The organism is Ureibacillus xyleni (genome assembly GCF_900217795.1).
GTDB classification, from domain to species: Bacteria; Bacillota; Bacilli; order Bacillales_A; family Planococcaceae; genus Ureibacillus; species Ureibacillus xyleni.
Map to the genome: position 1 here is coordinate 90,164 of NZ_OBMQ01000008.1, position 17,502 is coordinate 107,665.

17 protein-coding genes are annotated in these 17,502 nt (G+C 34.3%); 11 read left to right on the plus strand and 6 right to left on the minus strand.

The features are described from left to right. Window positions 1-18: 18 nt before the first annotated feature. From CRO00_RS12580 to CRO00_RS12600, 5 genes are all read left to right on the plus strand, one after another. Entirely contained in the window at window positions 19-942 is a 924-nt protein-coding gene (locus CRO00_RS12580; protein WP_097074027.1) for a DNA/RNA non-specific endonuclease, read from the plus strand. 177 nt (window positions 943-1,119) lie between these two features. Continuing rightward, window positions 1,120-1,944 (plus strand): GNAT family N-acetyltransferase, encoded by an 825-nt coding sequence (locus tag CRO00_RS12585; protein ID WP_097074028.1) that lies wholly within the window; start codon window positions 1,120-1,122, stop codon window positions 1,942-1,944. Beyond that, complete coding sequence (locus CRO00_RS12590; RefSeq protein WP_097074029.1) at window positions 1,945-2,388, plus strand: GNAT family N-acetyltransferase; 444 nt, start codon at window positions 1,945-1,947, stop codon at window positions 2,386-2,388. 397 nt (window positions 2,389-2,785) lie between these two features. Continuing rightward, on the plus strand, window positions 2,786-3,346 hold the full coding sequence (locus tag CRO00_RS12595) for a GNAT family N-acetyltransferase (protein ID WP_097074030.1): 561 nt from the start codon (window positions 2,786-2,788) through the stop codon (window positions 3,344-3,346). A gap of 292 nt (window positions 3,347-3,638) precedes the next feature. After that, window positions 3,639-5,873 carry a M20/M25/M40 family metallo-hydrolase gene (locus CRO00_RS12600; protein ID WP_097074031.1) on the plus strand — a complete coding sequence of 745 codons (2,235 nt, stop codon included), beginning with the start codon at window positions 3,639-3,641 and terminating at the stop codon, window positions 5,871-5,873. Window positions 5,874-5,990: 117 nt separating this feature from the next. On the opposite strand, the gene CRO00_RS12605 is transcribed toward CRO00_RS12600, so the two are convergent. The 3 genes from CRO00_RS12605 to arr all read right to left on the minus strand — a co-directional run bounded on the left by CRO00_RS12605 (window position 5,991) and on the right by arr (window position 8,348). Further along, complete coding sequence (locus CRO00_RS12605) at window positions 5,991-6,980, minus strand: quinone oxidoreductase family protein (RefSeq protein ID WP_161946682.1); 990 nt, start codon at window positions 6,978-6,980, stop codon at window positions 5,991-5,993. 153 nt (window positions 6,981-7,133) lie between these two features. Beyond that, entirely contained in the window at window positions 7,134-7,676 is a 543-nt protein-coding gene (locus tag CRO00_RS12610) for a PadR family transcriptional regulator (RefSeq protein ID WP_097074033.1), read from the minus strand. 273 nt (window positions 7,677-7,949) lie between these two features. Then, entirely contained in the window at window positions 7,950-8,348 is a 399-nt protein-coding gene (gene arr / locus CRO00_RS12615) for an NAD(+)--rifampin ADP-ribosyltransferase (protein WP_097074034.1), read from the minus strand. A gap of 219 nt (window positions 8,349-8,567) precedes the next feature. On the opposite strand from arr, the gene CRO00_RS12620 reads away from it, so the two are divergent. The 4 genes from CRO00_RS12620 to CRO00_RS12635 all read left to right on the plus strand — a co-directional run bounded on the left by CRO00_RS12620 (window position 8,568) and on the right by CRO00_RS12635 (window position 12,351). Continuing rightward, window positions 8,568-9,428 (plus strand): AraC family transcriptional regulator, encoded by an 861-nt coding sequence (locus CRO00_RS12620; protein WP_097074035.1) that lies wholly within the window; start codon window positions 8,568-8,570, stop codon window positions 9,426-9,428. Window positions 9,429-9,719: 291 nt separating this feature from the next. Next, window positions 9,720-10,094 carry a hypothetical protein gene (locus CRO00_RS12625; RefSeq protein WP_097074036.1) on the plus strand — a complete coding sequence of 125 codons (375 nt, stop codon included), beginning with the start codon at window positions 9,720-9,722 and terminating at the stop codon, window positions 10,092-10,094. 116 nt (window positions 10,095-10,210) lie between these two features. Further along, on the plus strand, window positions 10,211-10,687 hold the full coding sequence (locus tag CRO00_RS12630; RefSeq protein WP_161946683.1) for a TVP38/TMEM64 family protein: 477 nt from the start codon (window positions 10,211-10,213) through the stop codon (window positions 10,685-10,687). A gap of 158 nt (window positions 10,688-10,845) precedes the next feature. Further along, window positions 10,846-12,351, plus strand: coding sequence for a multicopper oxidase family protein (locus CRO00_RS12635; protein WP_237658414.1), 1,506 nt, complete (start codon window positions 10,846-10,848; stop codon window positions 12,349-12,351). Between the two features lie 44 nt (window positions 12,352-12,395). Here CRO00_RS12635 and CRO00_RS12640 read toward each other — a convergent pair whose 3' ends face one another. Continuing rightward, entirely contained in the window at window positions 12,396-12,917 is a 522-nt protein-coding gene (locus tag CRO00_RS12640) for a PCYCGC motif-containing (lipo)protein (protein ID WP_097074038.1), read from the minus strand. 251 nt (window positions 12,918-13,168) lie between these two features. Between CRO00_RS12640 and CRO00_RS12645 the strand changes: the two genes are divergently transcribed. Both CRO00_RS12645 and CRO00_RS12650 read left to right on the plus strand, forming a co-directional pair. Beyond that, the gene (locus CRO00_RS12645) at window positions 13,169-13,618 is read left to right on the plus strand and encodes a YkyB family protein (RefSeq protein ID WP_097074039.1); all 450 of its coding nucleotides are present in this window, start codon (window positions 13,169-13,171) and stop codon (window positions 13,616-13,618) included. 292 nt (window positions 13,619-13,910) lie between these two features. Beyond that, a complete protein-coding gene (locus CRO00_RS12650; RefSeq protein WP_097074040.1) occupies window positions 13,911-14,354 on the plus strand; it encodes an AraC family transcriptional regulator in 444 nt (147 codons plus the stop codon). 131 nt (window positions 14,355-14,485) lie between these two features. Here the strand turns inward: CRO00_RS12650 and CRO00_RS12655 are convergent, their stop codons facing one another. Continuing rightward, complete coding sequence (locus CRO00_RS12655) at window positions 14,486-15,991, minus strand: PAS domain S-box protein (RefSeq protein ID WP_097074041.1); 1,506 nt, start codon at window positions 15,989-15,991, stop codon at window positions 14,486-14,488. A gap of 259 nt (window positions 15,992-16,250) precedes the next feature. Next, complete coding sequence (locus CRO00_RS12660) at window positions 16,251-17,444, minus strand: MFS transporter (RefSeq protein ID WP_097074042.1); 1,194 nt, start codon at window positions 17,442-17,444, stop codon at window positions 16,251-16,253. Window positions 17,445-17,502 lie beyond the last annotated feature (58 nt).

Sequence of the window (17,502 nt, forward strand, 5' to 3'; positions counted from 1 at the left end):
AAATAGGAGAGTCCTAGAATGAAAAAGAAATTGAATTATTTACTCTTATCTTTAACAACCATCTTTATCGTTGGTTGTAGCGACATAGAAAATGCATCCATTACAGATGTAGAAACAAATCCCCAAGAAGTAACGACAGTTGATACAAATAAAGAAAAACCTATCACGACGGTTGATGATGAACCAGTAGTAGAGGAAACACCCACTCAACCAAATAATGAACAGTTCTCAGGCTACAAACTGATTGTAGTGGATGGTGGTGATTTGTCTGGATATCGTGAACCTAACGTCGTAGTGAACATTGGTTATGGAGACCGTGAATATTGGGCTTTTACGAATGAATACGGGCAATTGGTACGTGTCACTGCTGACGAAATCATTCTACAAAATGACCGGAACGAACCGGTATTATCTTCGGGCAGATACTATGCTGATGAGGCAAAAGTTCCGGGTGTCGAGAGTGCCGATTTAGATGAAGGACATATCATTGCTGATTCTTTAGGAGGAGTATCAAACGCTTATAATATTACCCCACAAAATAGTACGCTCAACCGACATGGTGATCAAGCTTATATGGAAGATGCGATTCGTAAAGCTGGTAGAGCCACTCAGTTCGAAGCAATTATCACATATCCGAATACGAAAACGCAGATTCCTTCTAGTTATCAGTATACCTACACTTTAAAGGGCAATAAGATTGTTGATACATTTGACAATGTGAACCCAGATAAAGTAAACGAATCACTCGGTTTAACAGGAAATAAATCCAATTCAACAAGTTCAACCACAAAAGGAGATATTTCCACTGTTGATACAAACGGCAATGGCCAGGTAACAATTAAAGAAGCAAAAGCAGCAGGTTTCAGTATGCCAATAACGAGTGATCATTGGTTATACCCATATATGGATGATCGTGATGGGGACGGCATGGTTGGTGAGTAAGCCCTTTGAACTTCGAAGACCATGAAAGTGTAAAAAGTCGAATATAATTCGGCTTTTTTAATTTTCGCTTGTCTTATTAATTGAGGAATTTTCCATTTTTTGTTTAAATATGTTTATCACCAATCATTACAACATACTATTTAAAAGTATAAAGTACGATAAAATGAGGGATACACGATGCATATAAAAACGATTGATAAATGTACACTTGTAGATATATTGTCAATTTGGAATGAAGGATTTTCAAATTACTTTGTACCGGTTCATATGGATGTAAATAGCTTTTTAAAGCGTCTGGCGAATGAAGATATTGATGCTTCCTCTTCCTTTGTTGCCGAAGAAGACGGGCAGCTACAAGGGATTCTACTAAACGGCTTTTATGAACATAATGGTGAGATCCTTGCTTGGAACGGGGGAACAGCTGTACATCCAAATGCTAGAAGAAAAGGTGTTGGACGTATGCTCCTACAAAAGAGTTTAGTAGAATATAAAGCTCGTGGTGTGAAACGTGCAAGCCTTGAAGCCATCAAAGAAAATACAGGTGCGATTTTGCTTTATGAGGAGTTTGGCTACAAAATAAAGGATGAACTGATTTACTTTAAAGGTCATATTGATAAGCAGGCATCTATTGATGTTGAATTTATAAACCCTAAGCTCCTACCCAAATTATCGATTTATAATGAAGACGTTCCGTGGCAATGCCGTTTACAAAGTAACTTCTCAGCTCAAGCGGCTATATTTTTTGACCAATCCAAAAATCCAATCGGTTATGCGCTATTTAAACAAACGGGTGATGAGACGACGAATATTATCCAACTGGAACTAACGGAAACCGTAACACAAGATGAATTTCTTGCAATGCTCGCTAGTTTAACAGAAGGGGGAAGTTTTAGAACGGTCAATACCCCAAGTTCTTCAAGAGCAGCGAACCATTTCATCAACTTAAGGACGGAAGAAATCCTACGCCAAGTATGGATGGAAAAAGAAGTGGGGAGTGGTTAAATGTCTGAAACAATTGTACCTTTTACGGGAGAGTCCTTAGAACAATGTATCGAACTGTACATGAATGTTTTTAACAGTGACCCGTGGAATGAAACTTGGACATATCAATCTGCAAAGGAAAGATTGACAGATTTAGTGAACACACCTAAATTTCTTGGTTTTCTATTGTTTGATACTGAAAATTTAATTGGTTTAATAGCAGGTAATAGTAAAAGAACGTATTCTGGATTAACTTTTTATTTAGCTGAACTTTGTGTAAAACATACAACGCAAGGAAAAGGATATGGTTCAAAATTGCTGCATTATCTAGAAGATCAATTAAAGCAAAGAAATATTCAAAGCATTTATTTACTAACAGAACCTAGAGGACTTGCAGAAGCGTTTTATCTAAAAAACGAATATAGAATAAACGACAATAGAGTAGTAATAAAAAAGAATTTATAGTGTTTTTAACCAACGTGAATTGACCCTATAAGATAGACTTTTTCACTGTCTATTTTATAGGGTTTTCCTTGTAGAACTTTATTCTTTTCTAAACAACTTATCCCCAAGAGGAATTCCAAACACAACAACCACAAACGTTAAAACTGTTAGCGCTTCTAAAATAATATACGCAGCTTGATCGAACATCATATCGCTCCTTTTGTAATATCCATTTCATAATGCGCAATCATCCGTGCTTTTATAACTTATTTTACTTCAAAACAACCATTAGTATGCAGACGTAATTTCATTTACTGTCCACTTGAGCATGATTTTTGTATAATAATGGAATATTGATCTTATTTATAAAAGAATCTAGCGTTTAAATTTGGATATAAATTGAGGTGGAATGAATTTGATGATAAATACTAGTACATTTCCCGTAATCGAGACGAAAAGATTAATTTTACGAGAAGTGTCAATTGAAGATGCGAGCAGCATTTTGACATATCTTTCTGATGAAGAGGTCATGACGTATTATGGCTTAGAACCGTTTCAATCAATAAACGATGCGTTGGATGAGATTGCATGGTATCAATCGATATTAAACAATAAAACGGGCATTCGATGGGGAATTACTTTAAAAGAACAAGGTGTTGTGATAGGCAGTTGCGGTTTTCATAACTATGTTTCCCAGCATTTTCGTACCGAAATAGGCTTTGAATTGAGTAAAGAGCAGTGGGGAAAGGGCATCGCTACTGAGGCGGTTGCTGCGATAATCAATTACGGATTTGAACAGATGAATTTTCAACGGATCGAAGCATTAATCGAGCCACCTAATCTTCCATCACAAAAGTTAGTAGAAAAATTAGGGTTTATCAGAGAAGGATTATTAAGAAGCTATGAATATACAAATGGTAAATTTGATGATTTATATATGTATTCTTTGTTAAAGCAAGATTTTGAAAAAGTAGTTTAACTATTCCAAAGGGCGCATTTTCTTTAGAAATGCGTCTTTTATCGTTTAAGTGTTTACTGCAGATGCTAGTTATGAGAATCACACTATTACTATTAAGTATTGCATAACTAACATTCGTTCTATATAATTACATACTAACGAACGTTAGTTTACTATTAAGGCGAGGAGGAGTTCGCTAGGATTAAGGGCATTAAAGTTTAAAAATATAGATTTCCAATATCCTAAGATGAAAATGTTTGAAATCCAATGTTAAGGCAAAAATTATGAATCACTTATTACAAGGAGAAATAGGATGAAGTTTAATACTATTTTAATAGCTGTATTTCTTTTTTTAATGGTATTTTTACCAACGCAAAGTACTGCTGCTAGTTTTTCAGAACCTCTTTCCATTAAAGCAATCTATAAGCATGTTAATCAAATAGCACAGAATCCGCATCCAACAGGTAGTATTGAAAATAAAAAAGTTCGGGAGTATATAGTTGAAGAGCTAACTCGTACAGGGTTAAAGCCGACTATTCAAACCGAAGAAATAACAACAACAAATAAAGGAAGAAGTACATTCATCATTACGACAACTGTTCATAATGTAATCGTAAAATTAAGTGGTACTGAAGGGAAGAAAGCGGTCGTTATAATGGCGCATTATGATTCTGTACCATTCGGACCTGGAGCAAACGATGATGGTGTTGCTGTAGCGAGTATGTTGGAGATGGCGAAAAATCTTAAGGAAAAAGATTTTAAAAATGATGTCATCTTCTTATTTACGGATGCTGAAGAGTTAGGGATGCTAGGAGCAAAAGTTTTTTGGGAAAGACATCCACTAGCCAAAGATGTTGGCATGGTAATGAATCTCGAATCCCGGGGTTCAAAAGGGCCTATGACAATGTTCCAAACTAGTCGCCAAAATGGGTGGTTAATCGAAGAATTCTCTAAAGTAGCCCCAAATCCAGTAGCCAGTTCTCTAACAGGAGATTTTTATAAGTTAATGCCCAATGATAGTGATTTAACTATCCCGATTAATAAAGGGGTTCCGGGGATAAACCTAGCTTATGGCGAAGGTTGGACAGACTACCATTCCGAAATGGACAACCCCGACCAATTAAATAGACCTACTGTAAAACACGTTTCAAATACCATTTATGAACTAACGAATCACTTTTCTCAACAAGATCTCACAACCATAAAGAAAACAGATAAAATCTATTTTAGTTTTTTGGGAAAAGTAGTCCATTACTCAAAAGACCTTATGTACATATTTACAGCTGCAATTACGATTCTGTTTATGATTTGCATTATAAGAGCTTTGAAAATGAAGGTACTCGAATGGAAGAAGTTGTTGTTTGGTTTTTTAGGGATATTCGTAACGATGGTTTTGGTTGGGGCAGTAAACTTTTCTTTATGGTTGTTAATAAAAAGCACGTGGGCAAATGATGTTAAAGTATGGGACACAGTTTATCATGCAAATTATTTTTTAATAGCCTTTATTTCGCTGACCGTCCTTTTAAGTATAGTATTGTATCAATATTTGTTTAAAAAAGTAGCAAGAAACGAATTATTTGTTGGAGGTTTAATATGGTGGGCACTGTTGCTAATAATAACGACCATATTTTTACCTGGCGCCACTTATTTATTTGCGTGGCCATTATTAATAATGTTGCTCTCGATTCTATTAATAAGAAGCAAAGGGTTATCATTCAGTATGACTATTATTTCAGTTGCGACTATAGTTTTACTTTATATCCCATTCTATAAAATGCTTTTCACATGGATGCAGATTAGTATGGTGGTACCAATGCTTGCCACAATGGTACTCTTATTTATAAGCATATTACCAGTAATTGAAGTTTTAACAAAAAGACGTATCAAACTAATATTACTAAGTATTACTGCATTATTGTTTATCTTTACAGCAGTTAATAGTAATCCGAACGAAAATCTTCCTCTAGATAGCAATCTCTTTTATAGTGTTAACTCGAATACGAAACAGGCTTATTGGATTAGTAAAACGGAATTAAATGAATGGACACAACAATTTTTTTCTGACGGTACTACACAAAATTTAGATGACTTTATCCCAAATAGAGGGTTTATTTCTAACGTTTTAGTAAATGAAGCTCCATATATTAATTATCCTTCTCCAAATTTACAGATTATAACAAATGAAATTCAGGGAAGTACAAGAAGAATAAAATTAAAAGCAGCAGAAGGTACCAGTGCTAGATCATTTATGCTGGAGTTTAAAGAAGGAGAAGTGTTAGAGGCGTTTATTAACGGTAAAGAAATTGTCGCTTCATTAGGTGATGAAAATTTGGGGAAATGGCGTCTTACATATTACGGTGTTTCAAATAAAGGGTTTGATTTGGAAGTTGTGCTAAAGAATTCAAATCCCGTAACAATTAAGGTAACGGATTGGTATGATGCACTTCCTTCATTTGTAAACACCATGTATTCACCGAAACCCGATTCTTTAACGTCAAGGTTAGAATATAGTGACTCAACTCTAGTAACAAAAGAGATAGAATTATAAAAAATCTTGTTTAATTAATTAAAGGTAGCTACGATTAAGACTTTAGTCATGGCTACCTTTAATGTTTGTACACTATTAAAAATGATAAATCACATTGAATAATAACTAGTTTTGGTCTTAGGGTTTTAAAACAACTGTTCCTAAACTTTGACGGGTTTCAATAAGTTCATGTGCTTTTTTTACATCAGATAAAGGAAAAACATATTTAATTTCTGGTTTTAACTGATTCTTCATCATTAAACTAAACATCATTTCAAGACCTTCTTTTACTAATTCAGGACGAGATGATAGTAATTCAGCTATATGTAGACCCATGACGATTTTATTCGGGAGTATATTTATTAAATCTAAGTTATCCCATTGACTATTTTGAGAACTAGCTGAGCCTATATATATCAATCGTCCAAATGGAGCAAGCACTTCAATACTGCCTTTTAATATTTGCCCTCCTACTGTTTCCAAGATTAAATCTACACCTTTTCCATCAGTTGCCTCAAAGACTTTTTCAGTCCAATCTGGTTCGCTATAGTTGATACTAATATCTGCACCAATTGAAAGAGCATAATCTAATTTTTCTTTGGAGCTTGCAGTTGCAATAACTTTACTAGCACCAAATGCTTTGGCCAATTGTACAGCAATATTTCCGAGTCCTCCACTAGCTGCATGAATCAATACTGTGTCTCCTTGTTTAATATTTCCTATAGTTTTCAATGCATGATACGCCGTTTGCCCTTGTGTTAATAATGGAGTTACAGCTGTTCGGTCAACATGTTCTGGTAAAGGAATTAACAGATAAGCAGGAACGGTCACAAATTCCGCATATGAACCACTTGGAACTTGAGCCATAACCTTAGAATTTATACATATGGATTGAACACTTTCGCCAATTCCGATCACTTCTCCACTAATAACACCCCATTGCCCCATTGTCATTGGTAACTCAACCGGAAACGGATAAGTCCCTTTTCTCTGTTGGATTTCGGAATAATTAATAGCAATATTTTCAACCTTAATAACCACTTCATTCGGTCTAGGTACAGGTATTGCAATTTCTTCAACTTCTAAAACTTCAGGTCCACCATTATTATACAGTTTTACACACTTCATGATTAAACACCTCATCCTTTGTTATATATAACATGTTATATATAACAATATAAAATAAACCGACGTATAATTCAACATATTTTACAAAAAAAGGTTGTTTATTTTTTGAAAATAAAAAAGCCAGTAATAATTACTGGCGTAAAAACACGTATTTTAGATAGAAGGTGAGCTTAACTCACTAATACATTCCTTAGCCCAGTTAATTTCTGCCTCTAACACTTTATAGGATTTGCTTACTGAGAAAAGCCAGAACCTTTTTTCCTTTTCAAATGGTCCATTTTTTATACTTTCTATTATGTTGTCTAAGTATGAAAGAGTTTCTTGTTGATTCTTTATGAAGGTTTTTAATTGGAAAATTAATTCTTCTTTTTCAATCTGAGATCCAAAAAACATTCTAAGTCCTACTTCATCCTTAAAAATTGTATTAACATTGCGAGGAGAAGTGTTTAACCATTGAAGGAATTCTGATTTACCTTTATTGGTAATTTTATAAATTTTTTTATCCGGTCGAGAATCTTGTTGTTCTACAGAGGATATTACATTTTCACTACTCTCAAGTTTCCCTAACTCTCGATATATTTGACTTAGATGAGCAGGCCATAAACATTTTATTGTTGAATCGAAAGCATTCTTAATATCATATCCCGTCATATCTTTGTGAGTAAGCATTCCTAATATTGCAAATGAAATTGACAATGTTATACCACCTTTAAATTCCTAAAATTATATATAAAATGTTATATATTATGAATGTTGTTGTCAATTACTCTAGGGAATGGAATAATACTGTACAAATTTTTTACTAGGTATAACATGTGTTAATTAAGTTTGAAGGATTAAATTAGTAGCTTTAATAAAATTTTCGGTATTATTAAGAAGTGCTTTTATTACTTGCTGGACACCTCACGTTTAAATTAAGTGCCTATTTTTGAAAAATTTCTCTGATTTCAAGAATAAGTTCAATAGCAATTAATCCTCTATAACAGCCTTCCCATCTTCCCGTAATTTCTTTAATGACGAAACCATCTGATTGATTTGTTCATCCGAGTGCCTTTCCCACAAGCCCAATTCAGCTACGATTTTCAAAGGAGATTTCGATCGATATGAACGTGTGGGGTTTCCTGGAAATCTTTTGTCTGTTAAGTTCGGATCGTTTTCAAAATCGCCTAATGGTTCTACAATATAAATTCTTTCTTTGGCATGCCCTGTTGCTAATTCAGCTCCCCACTTCGCAGCATCCAATGTTGCCGTAAAATAGATATAGTTTGATTTTTTATCTTGGTAATTGGATAAGTGTAGTGGCTCTAATAAATCCCCAATGTTTAACTCTGCTTTCGTCCCATGAAAAAATGGCCCACGATCTAACATATCGTTTCACCTCGTTTTAGATTTGTGTTACTCAGTATAGTCTAGGAAGTACGAAAAGAGTAGTCTATAATTCATTTACATATAGGTGTAAAATATAAGTAGAAAGAATAATCCCCATAACCCTCATTAATACATGCAAGGTCCGACATTTTCCGTATAAAGAATATCAAGTACATAATAAATATTGATGATACGCTGCAAATGTGAGGAGGGAAATGAATGTTACAACAATTTAATCTTTTGATGGACTACATCGAAACGCATTTAACAGAGGACATCTCTAGAGAAGAAATCACGAAAATCGTAGGGCTTTCTGATTATCATTTTAAAAGAATGTTTTCGTATTTGGCCGGTATGTCTTTGAGTGAGTATATCAAAAATAGGAGACTATCCGTTGCCAATGCGGAATTAATCAACGGAGCAAGGGTGACCGATGTTGCTTATAAATATCGTTATCAATCCGTAGAAGGGTTTTCAAGAGCCTTCCGTGAATGGAACGGCTTTTTACCTTCAGAAGTAGTGAAAAACAAAATTCAAAAATCATTTCCCAAGTTCACATTTTTTATCGACATTAGAGGAGGGAAATCGATGGAATTTAAAATTGAAAAGAAAGAACAATTTAATATAGTTGGTGTATCAAAAAGAGTGCCTATCCAATTCGAAGGTGTAAATAATGCAATTGTTGAATTAGCCCAAACAATCACGGAGCAACAAAGAAAGGAAATGCATCAACTCGCAGATTTATACCCGCATTATGTGTTGAATGTTTCGTATAACTTTGACGATGGTTACTTAGAAGAAAAAGGATATTTAACGCATATGATTGGTTTTGCAACGACAAAAGAAAATCTTTATGCCGATCTTGAGCAAATTACGGTAGAAGAAAGTTTATGGGCAATCTTCCCAAATGAAGGACCATTTCCCCAAACGCTACAAGAAACAACGGCAAGAATTTATTCTGAATGGTTACCGTCTTCAGATTATGAACTAGTTGATTTACCAGGAATTTCGTTTTCGAAGCACAACGGACAATCAGAAAATGTATATAGCGAAATTTGGGTGCCAGTAAAGAAAAAATAGCGAGGATTCAACATGTATAGAAAACAAAGCAATATCAACTTTTAATGCATATTTTCTTAGACGTGCGCGGGATCTTATTTTTGTAAATTAGTAGAATAGCCTTTGTTTTCCATATATATCACAAAAACATACAAAACTCAATCGTACGAGCCCTCTTTCTACGTATTTTCTCAACCAAGTTATGAAAATTTTTATTTTTGTTTCTGTTCATTAATGGAGAAATTTGAAAGGTTTAAGAATAAAATATTATGTCAGTGTTTCTCTAGTCAAAATTAAAGAGAGTTGAGATAAATGTGTATTACTAGTAATTTTATTGAACTTCAGGCTTATCAAATATATGAAGAAATAAGAAAAGAAACGATATATAAATTAGTTTGGTTAGAGAATTCAGAAGGTCGAATGATTCAACTAAACAATATACAAAGTTATTGGGATGGTCAAACACTATTAACGAAGGCATTTTTAGAAGATATAAATGGGAAATTATATATTGTAAACATTAATAATAATGGTTTAAGTTTTGCAAAGGGAGAAATATCTTATAAAGCATATAGAAGGTTGGAAAAAAGCGAAAATAGAAAAGGCATAATTTTTTTCTCAATGTTAGTTTTTCTAACAATGATCACGATGTTCACGTTAGAAAAGCTTTTACTTAATTTAGTATAAAATAGGTGTACAGGAAACGGGGTATGGATGACAACCTACATTGTCATTCATCCCTTTGTTTTTATTTCAATATTGTGTAAGTTAGTGTAAAAAACAAATATAGAATGAGATGGATTATGACAGAAACTTTTCGACAATTACTAGAACATGCCGTTTTATTTGCAATATTAATTAGTGTCTTTGTTAATGTACTTATAAGTATCATTGGTGTCTTGCCAAGTGTATTTATAACAGGTGCAAATCTTTTGTTTTTTGGTTTATATCACGGACTAATCGTCTCGATAATAGGAGAAGTTCTAGGGGCAATCGTTAGTTTTATCTTATATCGAAGAGGATTAAAGAAATGGCGAAGTAAGGATTTCCAGCACCCTTTAATGCTTAAACTAAAAAATCTAGAAGGTGTAAAAGCGTTTTGGATTATTCTTACTTTGAGAATTCTCCCATTTGTTCCATCTGGGGTAATCACGTTAGGAAGTGCACTATCAAAAGTCTCTCTCCGTTTCTTTGCAATTGGTAGTACTTTAGGGAAAATTCCTTCACTAATCATCGAAGCTGGTGCTATTTATGGTTTTATGCAAGTGGAGCTAAAGTGAAAAATTTTCTTTATCGTAATTTTGACTCTTTTCCTTTTATGGAAGGTAAAAAATAAATGAATTTATTGCTAAGTAGTATTAGAGTAAAATGTTGAACTCCATAATTTCTCCATATGTTTTTGTTACAGTTGAATCATAATGAAACACAAGGAGGAAATATGATTAATTCTAAATTATTAGTTACTACCTTACTAGTTGGTACTGTTTTAATTGGAGGTTGTAGTGTTGGCAGTTCAGAATCAGAACATGAAACCATGAATCATTCAAACATGGCAGGTATGGATCATTCGAATATGTCTCAAGAAGAGATGATGAATATGGAAAATGGTCATGCAAGCCATACAAACCCTTTACCATTAAATGATTCAACTGGTGAAAATGAATTACCACTTCCACCATTACTTCAACCTAATAATGGTGTTGTGGACATTATTGCGCAACAGGGGAAAACAGAAATTTTTGAAGGTGTAGAAACCGAAACATACGGATACAATGGCTCATTTTTAGGACCGGTTATTACGGTAAATGAAGGAGAAACCGTAACCTTTAGAACGAACAATAAATTATCCGAACCAACAACTTTTCACTGGCATGGTGTAGAAATTCCGGGTGAAGGTGATGGAGGACCACATCATATTCTAAAACCCGGTGCAACGGAAGAAGTAAAATTCACTGTTAAGCAAGGTGCTTCCACACTTTGGTTCCATCCTCATCCAGAAGGGGCTACAGCAGAACAAGTATATAAAGGACTAGCGGGATTAATTTATGTTGAAGATGATAATTCAAAAAACCTTGCAATACCAAATGAGTATGGTAAAAATGACTTTCCTCTAGTATTCCAAGATCGACAATTTACAGAGGATAAACAATTTGATTATCAAGCAGTTCTTAATGAAGATGGTACAATTGGTGATACGTTATTAGTGAATGGGACATTAAATCCAAAGCTTACAGTAGGAAAAGAAAAAGTAAGACTACGTTTACTAAACGGATCAAATGCACGAAACTATATATTTAAATTAAATACGGGTGATAAATTCCAACAAATCGCTACAGATGGTGGATTCCTCAATAAACCAACTATTATGAGCGAAATTTCACTAACACCAGGTGAGAGAGCGGAAATTATTGTTGATTTCTCAAAATATGAGGCAAAAAGCAATATTGCGCTAGTGAACGAAGAAGATACAATTTTATTGCCATTCCAACTTGATGAACATAGAACGAACTCAATAAAAATTCCGGAAAGTTTAAATGATTACGGTATTACAGAAGAAGAAAAGATGCTACCTGTAACGAAAAAACTTGAACTATTTGGAATGGGAACAATGGTATCTATTAACGATAAGCAATTTGATATGAACCGAATTGACTTCACACAAAAACAAGGTGAGACGGAAATTTGGGAAATCTATAACAAACCAGATATGATGGGTGGCATGACACATCCGTTCCATATTCATGGGACACAATTTAAAATCGTATCAATTGATGGAAAAGAACCACCTGCAAATCTACAAGGATGGAAGGATACCGTATCCGTTGAACCCGATCAAACTATAAAATTAGCTGTGAAATTTAATAATAAAGGGATATATATGTTCCACTGTCATGTACTTGAACATGAAGAAAACGGTATGATGGGACAAGTTGAAGTTAAATAATGAAAGAAGAGGCCTTCCGGAAATGTCGGGAGGCCTTTATATGTTTACGCTGGCATTTCTGTTGGTGTAGGTGCAGCATAGCCATCTTGATATTTTGTATCAATCGTGTTTCGAATTTCTTTTAGAGTCTTGCCATCTTGGTAAAGTCGAATTGATTCTACGGCAATTTCTAAACAAGCAATACAACGAGTACCGTGGTCATCCCACACGATTGAACCATCTTTTCGCGTTTCCGCAATAAAACAGTTTAAGTTACTGCGGTGTCTAGCTGATTCACCACAACCACAATAACAAGGAATCCACTGTAAAATATCCGTTGCTTGTCCTGCTGCTGCATAAACAAGACGGATTTCTTCAGATTGCGCATCTAAAAACTTTGGTAGTTCTTTCGCTGAAGAAGTCGTTTCTTGAAGATCTCCTGATAAATGATTATGTGAAGTATGGGCTAAATCTTCAGTTTCTTGGCTTTCTACATGTTGCTCGCTCGCTTGGTTATCTTCTTTTGTACTACAAGCAGATAGTACGAGTATGATCGAAGCTAAGAGGGGTAGTAGTTGTTTTTTCATTTTCATGCCTCCAATTTTTTTGGAATGGATAGTTTCTTAAAAGTTCACATACTAAAACAATTATAAGCGGAAATTATGCAATATCTATGGTGGATGTAGAAATTTATGAAGTTTTGTACTTTCAGAACAAGAAAAAGAGGAGAAACATGAAATATTCGCGTATAAGTCTTTATAGGATTGCTAAAAAATAGCATAATGTAAACATACTCCCTTCAATAGCCCTTTGAAAGTTCGGGAAAGGAGATGAAAAAATGAAGGATAACGCATTTACAGTAGAAAATTTATCGAAAGCTCTTTTTGTTGTAAATAAACATGCAAAAACAGCCATAGATCCTAAATTTTTATATGAGCTAAAGAAAAAAGCAATCGTAAAATTGTTAGCTGAAGGGAAAGCAAAAAAAATCGGTTTGCATTTCTCGAAAAATCCGAAACTTTCTAAACAAACCTCAACAGTATTAATTACGTGTGGAGACTATTTATTTCATCAACTCCCTTCAAAAGAGGATTTTCAAAATCTTCCACACTTAGGCGACTTAGATGACCAACATAGAAATCCTAAAACCCATGTATCTTTAAAACAAGCAAAAGCGCTATTAGTTGCATACACAGGATTAAAACCACCTCAGCCAACAAATCCATATGCACCAAATACAAAAAAACAATCCTTCTCACCATTTGCAAAACGGTTTGGAGAGCGATAGTATGTTTCATGTTGAAACAGGGTCAGTTATGAAACTTGGCTTAGTGATCCAGTATCACATTGTGGCTCGCAATTTATTACAAAAGGTAATTTTCCGAAAATCACATAAAAGAACGTTTCTACTTTATTGAGTAGAGCGTTTTTTTTTTATTTTTAGTCAAAATCACTTATGTTTCATAAGGCGATTTTCTACCTACCTAATTCCAAAATTTTAAAAATTAAGGTGTCTATATTTTTTAACCATGCTACATTCGAATTGTACTAAACAAATTAAGGAAAGAAGGGCGAAAAAAATGCAATTTAAAATTGAAACATTTCCAACGTATCGTATTGCTTATATGCGAAGAGTTGGAGAGTATGGTCCTGCCAATATGGAAGTAATGGAGAATTTAAAAAAATGGGCGAAAGAGAACAATGTACTGGAATCTGCAACTCTATTTGGGATTCCACAAGATAATCCAGTTACAACAAATCCCAATAACTGTAGATTTGATGCATGTATTGTAATTCCAAATGACTTTCAATTAGATGATTCTGTTCATGAAGGGGAACTTTCTGGTGGGAAATATCTTGTGTTTGAAGTTCGACATACTGCAGAGGCTATTCAAAATGCATACGCTGAGATTGTACCATCCCTACAAAGCAATGGATTTCAAATGAGGAGCAATCCAATTATGGAGAAATATACAGGTGATCTAATTAGCAACCCATATTGCGAAATATGCGTACCTATTTAATGATCATTTGAAGATTGTTTTTCATACTTAGCTCCACTAGACAAGGAAGAACAAGTTAAAATCAATAATCTACTTGTTCTTCTTTCTTAAGTGTTGTTAAAAAGATGGGAAAATTGGTTCACACAAAAATCTCATCTATCTGAATTTACAGAATGTTTAATAGGCAGTATCACACTAACCGCAGTTCCTTTGTTCATTTCACTACTTATTTCGATGAATCCACCATGTTCCTGTACAATTTTATGACTTATCATTAAACCTAATCCAGTTCCTTTTTCTTTAAAACTGTAAAAAGGTTCACCAATTTTCTTTAGTCGTTCTTCCGAAATTCCAGAACCATTATCCACAATGCTAATCTTCATATTATTTGCCTCGTGCTTATTAACTTGAACCTTAATCATTCCACCATAGGGCATAGCTTCTACTGCATTTTGAAGAATATGAAGCAGTACTTGTTTGATCTGATTTTCATCACCACAAAGAGTTAAAAGGTTTTGATCGTACTCTTCCACGATTTTTATATTTTGTAGTTTACTTTGTGAAGAGAATAAAGTTAGAACTTGACTTAAAAGCATCTTGACATCAATAATCTCCATTTTGGATATTTGAGGCTGAGCAAAATCCAAAAACTCTTGAATGACTTCCTCAATTCTATCAATCTCTTCTAAAGTGGTTTCAATAAAGAGTGGGTTTTTTACCTCAGTACGAAACAGTTGAACAAACCCTTTTATCGAAGTGAGGGGGTTTCGAATTTCATGGGCAATACTCGAAGCTAGTTGCCCAACAATCGATAGCTTTTCTGATCTCCTTAATAACTCTTCCGTTCGTTTCCGCTCAGAAATATCCCGACCTACTGCGATGAAATACTCGATTTCACCTTGTTCATCAAAGACAGGGGAGATTTTTGCCTCAATATGAACCCAACCACCTTTAGCATGGCTATAGCGTAATTCGACTTGACTCGGTGTTTTTGATTCAATCATATTACTAATTTGTTTCTTAACCTTACAAATATCTTCGGAATGTAGCGATTCTAATGCACTATTCCCGATAAATTTTTCAGATGGATAACCTAATACCTTTTCGTATGAAGATGAAGCATAAAGTACTTCTCCGTTTTTATCCAATAACGCAACTAAGTCAAGCATACTATCTGATATGATTTTATATTTAATGTTTCTTTTCTTAAGTTTCTCTTCTAACCGCTTTTGTTCTGTAATATCTACACACGATCCTATTACTGATACGACTTCTCCGTCTTTTCGAATAGGGGATAAGGAAGCAAGATAATAAATGCCATTTAATTCCCCTGTATATGTTACGTTTTCCTCACCTTGCCAAGCCCTTTGATAATAGTCAAGCTTGTCCTCGGCATAATCTGTTGGGAATAAACCTTTAAGGTCCATACCAACCACTTGCTCTGGTATTAAACCCATTCGATGTAGTAATTTTCCCTCGCATAATGTATGTATAAACTGGCCATTTTCTTTTCTAAGTTTAAACATCATCCCTTGTTGTTGTTTCATAATTTCAAGAAAATTGTGACGGATGTTTTCAAGCTCTATTGTCATCATTTCCTGATTGTAATGTTCTAAAGAGATTACTCTATCAGGGAAAACGTTTTCTATCTGTTCCATAGTTTCACTTCACTCTCCTAAGGAATCAATTTATATACGAATCATTTTAACTAACTCAAATAGACTTTTTAACCATATTGATGGGATAAAAAGACAAATTACCAATCTAATACAAAATATATACCATTATTTTATAGTATTCTACAATTATTTTAGTAAAATACCAATATTAATTTATCCAATTAGTCTATTTGGAGGGAGAAAAACAGCTAAGCCTCTGAGAAATCCCAAATGCCTAGCTTCGAATTGTATAAAATTTTCAGAATTGTTTTTGTACCGGGTACGCTACGAAAACTGCCAGCGCAGCTATAAGCATTGTTCCACTTAAAATTAAAAAACAAGCAATAATGAAACTTGAAGAGATCATGCCCGTAAACAATGCAATGACCATTAATCTAAAGAGCAATCCGGCTGTTCTAAAAAGACTATCCACTCTGCCCATCATTTCGTTTGGGATATGATCCATCATGAACGAATTTCTCGCCACCCTAGTTCCACTATTTCCAAGTGCTAGAAAGAAGGTAAGCGTTAAAAATAACGGTAGTGGTACAAAAACAATGAATGAAATTGCAACAGAATACAAAACGACTCCTGCTAACACCGTTTTTTCATTCCCAATTTTGTTTGCAATGATGGGTATGGTCATCCCGGCAGTAATGGCTCCAATGGCATAAATCATATTTTCTAAAGCATAAATGTCGCCGGATACATTTAGCACGTCTGATAAATATACCGGAAATAAATAGTTCGTGATTAATACACTAAGGAATGGCATAGTAGAGAAAAAAAGAAAAACGAACAATTTCGGATTCTTCTTCACGTACTGGAGGCTTGACCATTCGTCTTTACGAATTTTTACTTCCTTAACGCTTTTCTTTTTCTGATAAGGTAAACGTAAATAAAAATAAGTAGCAGCAGCGTATGAGGCGACATTTAGTAAAAGAATGGATTGCAGCTCCCAATGGATGAGCAGATAGCTAGCTAATGCACCGGCAATCATACTTGAGAGTTGACCTTGTACCTCCATCGTCCCATTTAACGACTTATATTGATTTTTGTGAAAGATTTCCTGATTCATTGCAAACATTGTTGGATAAAAAATGGTGTAATAAAGATTTCCGATGATATAAATGACCGTATAATGCCAAATTGAATACGTGTAACCAGCAAATCCTACGATGGCAAATAACAAAACTGCGATTAAACATAAAATTTCACTGAATACTAAAAGTTTTTTACGAGAAACCCGGTCAATCAAAGTTCCAACATACGGTGTAATAATAAAATTTAATACGGTCACCCCAAATGTAATAAAACCATATAACACATTGCCGCGTTCACTCGTTACTAAAAGCCACGGAATTGCAATCATCGTAATACCAGAACCAATCGATGATGCAATATTCGCGAGCAAGATTAAACGGAAACGCGAATCACGAACAATTTCTTTCATAATCAATAGTCCTTTGCAAAAGTTTTGTACTTTCTGACATAAATTGTATCGAATCCAA

Excerpts from the sequence above, each read along its gene's own strand:
- CRO00_RS12580 (WP_097074027.1), top strand. The coding sequence starts at position 19 with ATGAAAAAGAAATTGAATTATTTACTCTTATCTTTAACAACCATCTTT.
- CRO00_RS12585 (WP_097074028.1), top strand. The coding sequence starts at position 1,120 with ATGCATATAAAAACGATTGATAAATGTACACTTGTAGATATATTGTCA.
- CRO00_RS12590 (WP_097074029.1), top strand. The coding sequence starts at position 1,945 with ATGTCTGAAACAATTGTACCTTTTACGGGAGAGTCCTTAGAACAATGT.
- CRO00_RS12595 (WP_097074030.1), top strand. The coding sequence starts at position 2,786 with ATGATAAATACTAGTACATTTCCCGTAATCGAGACGAAAAGATTAATT.
- CRO00_RS12600 (WP_097074031.1), top strand. The coding sequence starts at position 3,639 with ATGAAGTTTAATACTATTTTAATAGCTGTATTTCTTTTTTTAATGGTA.
- CRO00_RS12605 (WP_161946682.1), bottom strand. The coding sequence starts at position 6,980 with ATGAAGTGTGTAAAACTGTATAATAATGGTGGACCTGAAGTTTTAGAA.
- arr (WP_097074034.1), bottom strand. The coding sequence starts at position 8,348 with ATGTTAGATCGTGGGCCATTTTTTCATGGGACGAAAGCAGAGTTAAAC.
- CRO00_RS12620 (WP_097074035.1), top strand. The coding sequence starts at position 8,568 with ATGTTACAACAATTTAATCTTTTGATGGACTACATCGAAACGCATTTA.
- CRO00_RS12625 (WP_097074036.1), top strand. The coding sequence starts at position 9,720 with ATGTGTATTACTAGTAATTTTATTGAACTTCAGGCTTATCAAATATAT.
- CRO00_RS12630 (WP_161946683.1), top strand. The coding sequence starts at position 10,211 with ATGACAGAAACTTTTCGACAATTACTAGAACATGCCGTTTTATTTGCA.
- CRO00_RS12635 (WP_237658414.1), top strand. The coding sequence starts at position 10,846 with ATGATTAATTCTAAATTATTAGTTACTACCTTACTAGTTGGTACTGTT.
- CRO00_RS12640 (WP_097074038.1), bottom strand. The coding sequence starts at position 12,917 with ATGAAAAAACAACTACTACCCCTCTTAGCTTCGATCATACTCGTACTA.
- CRO00_RS12645 (WP_097074039.1), top strand. The coding sequence starts at position 13,169 with ATGAAGGATAACGCATTTACAGTAGAAAATTTATCGAAAGCTCTTTTT.
- CRO00_RS12650 (WP_097074040.1), top strand. The coding sequence starts at position 13,911 with ATGCAATTTAAAATTGAAACATTTCCAACGTATCGTATTGCTTATATG.
- CRO00_RS12655 (WP_097074041.1), bottom strand. The coding sequence starts at position 15,991 with ATGGAACAGATAGAAAACGTTTTCCCTGATAGAGTAATCTCTTTAGAA.
- CRO00_RS12660 (WP_097074042.1), bottom strand. The coding sequence starts at position 17,444 with ATGAAAGAAATTGTTCGTGATTCGCGTTTCCGTTTAATCTTGCTCGCG.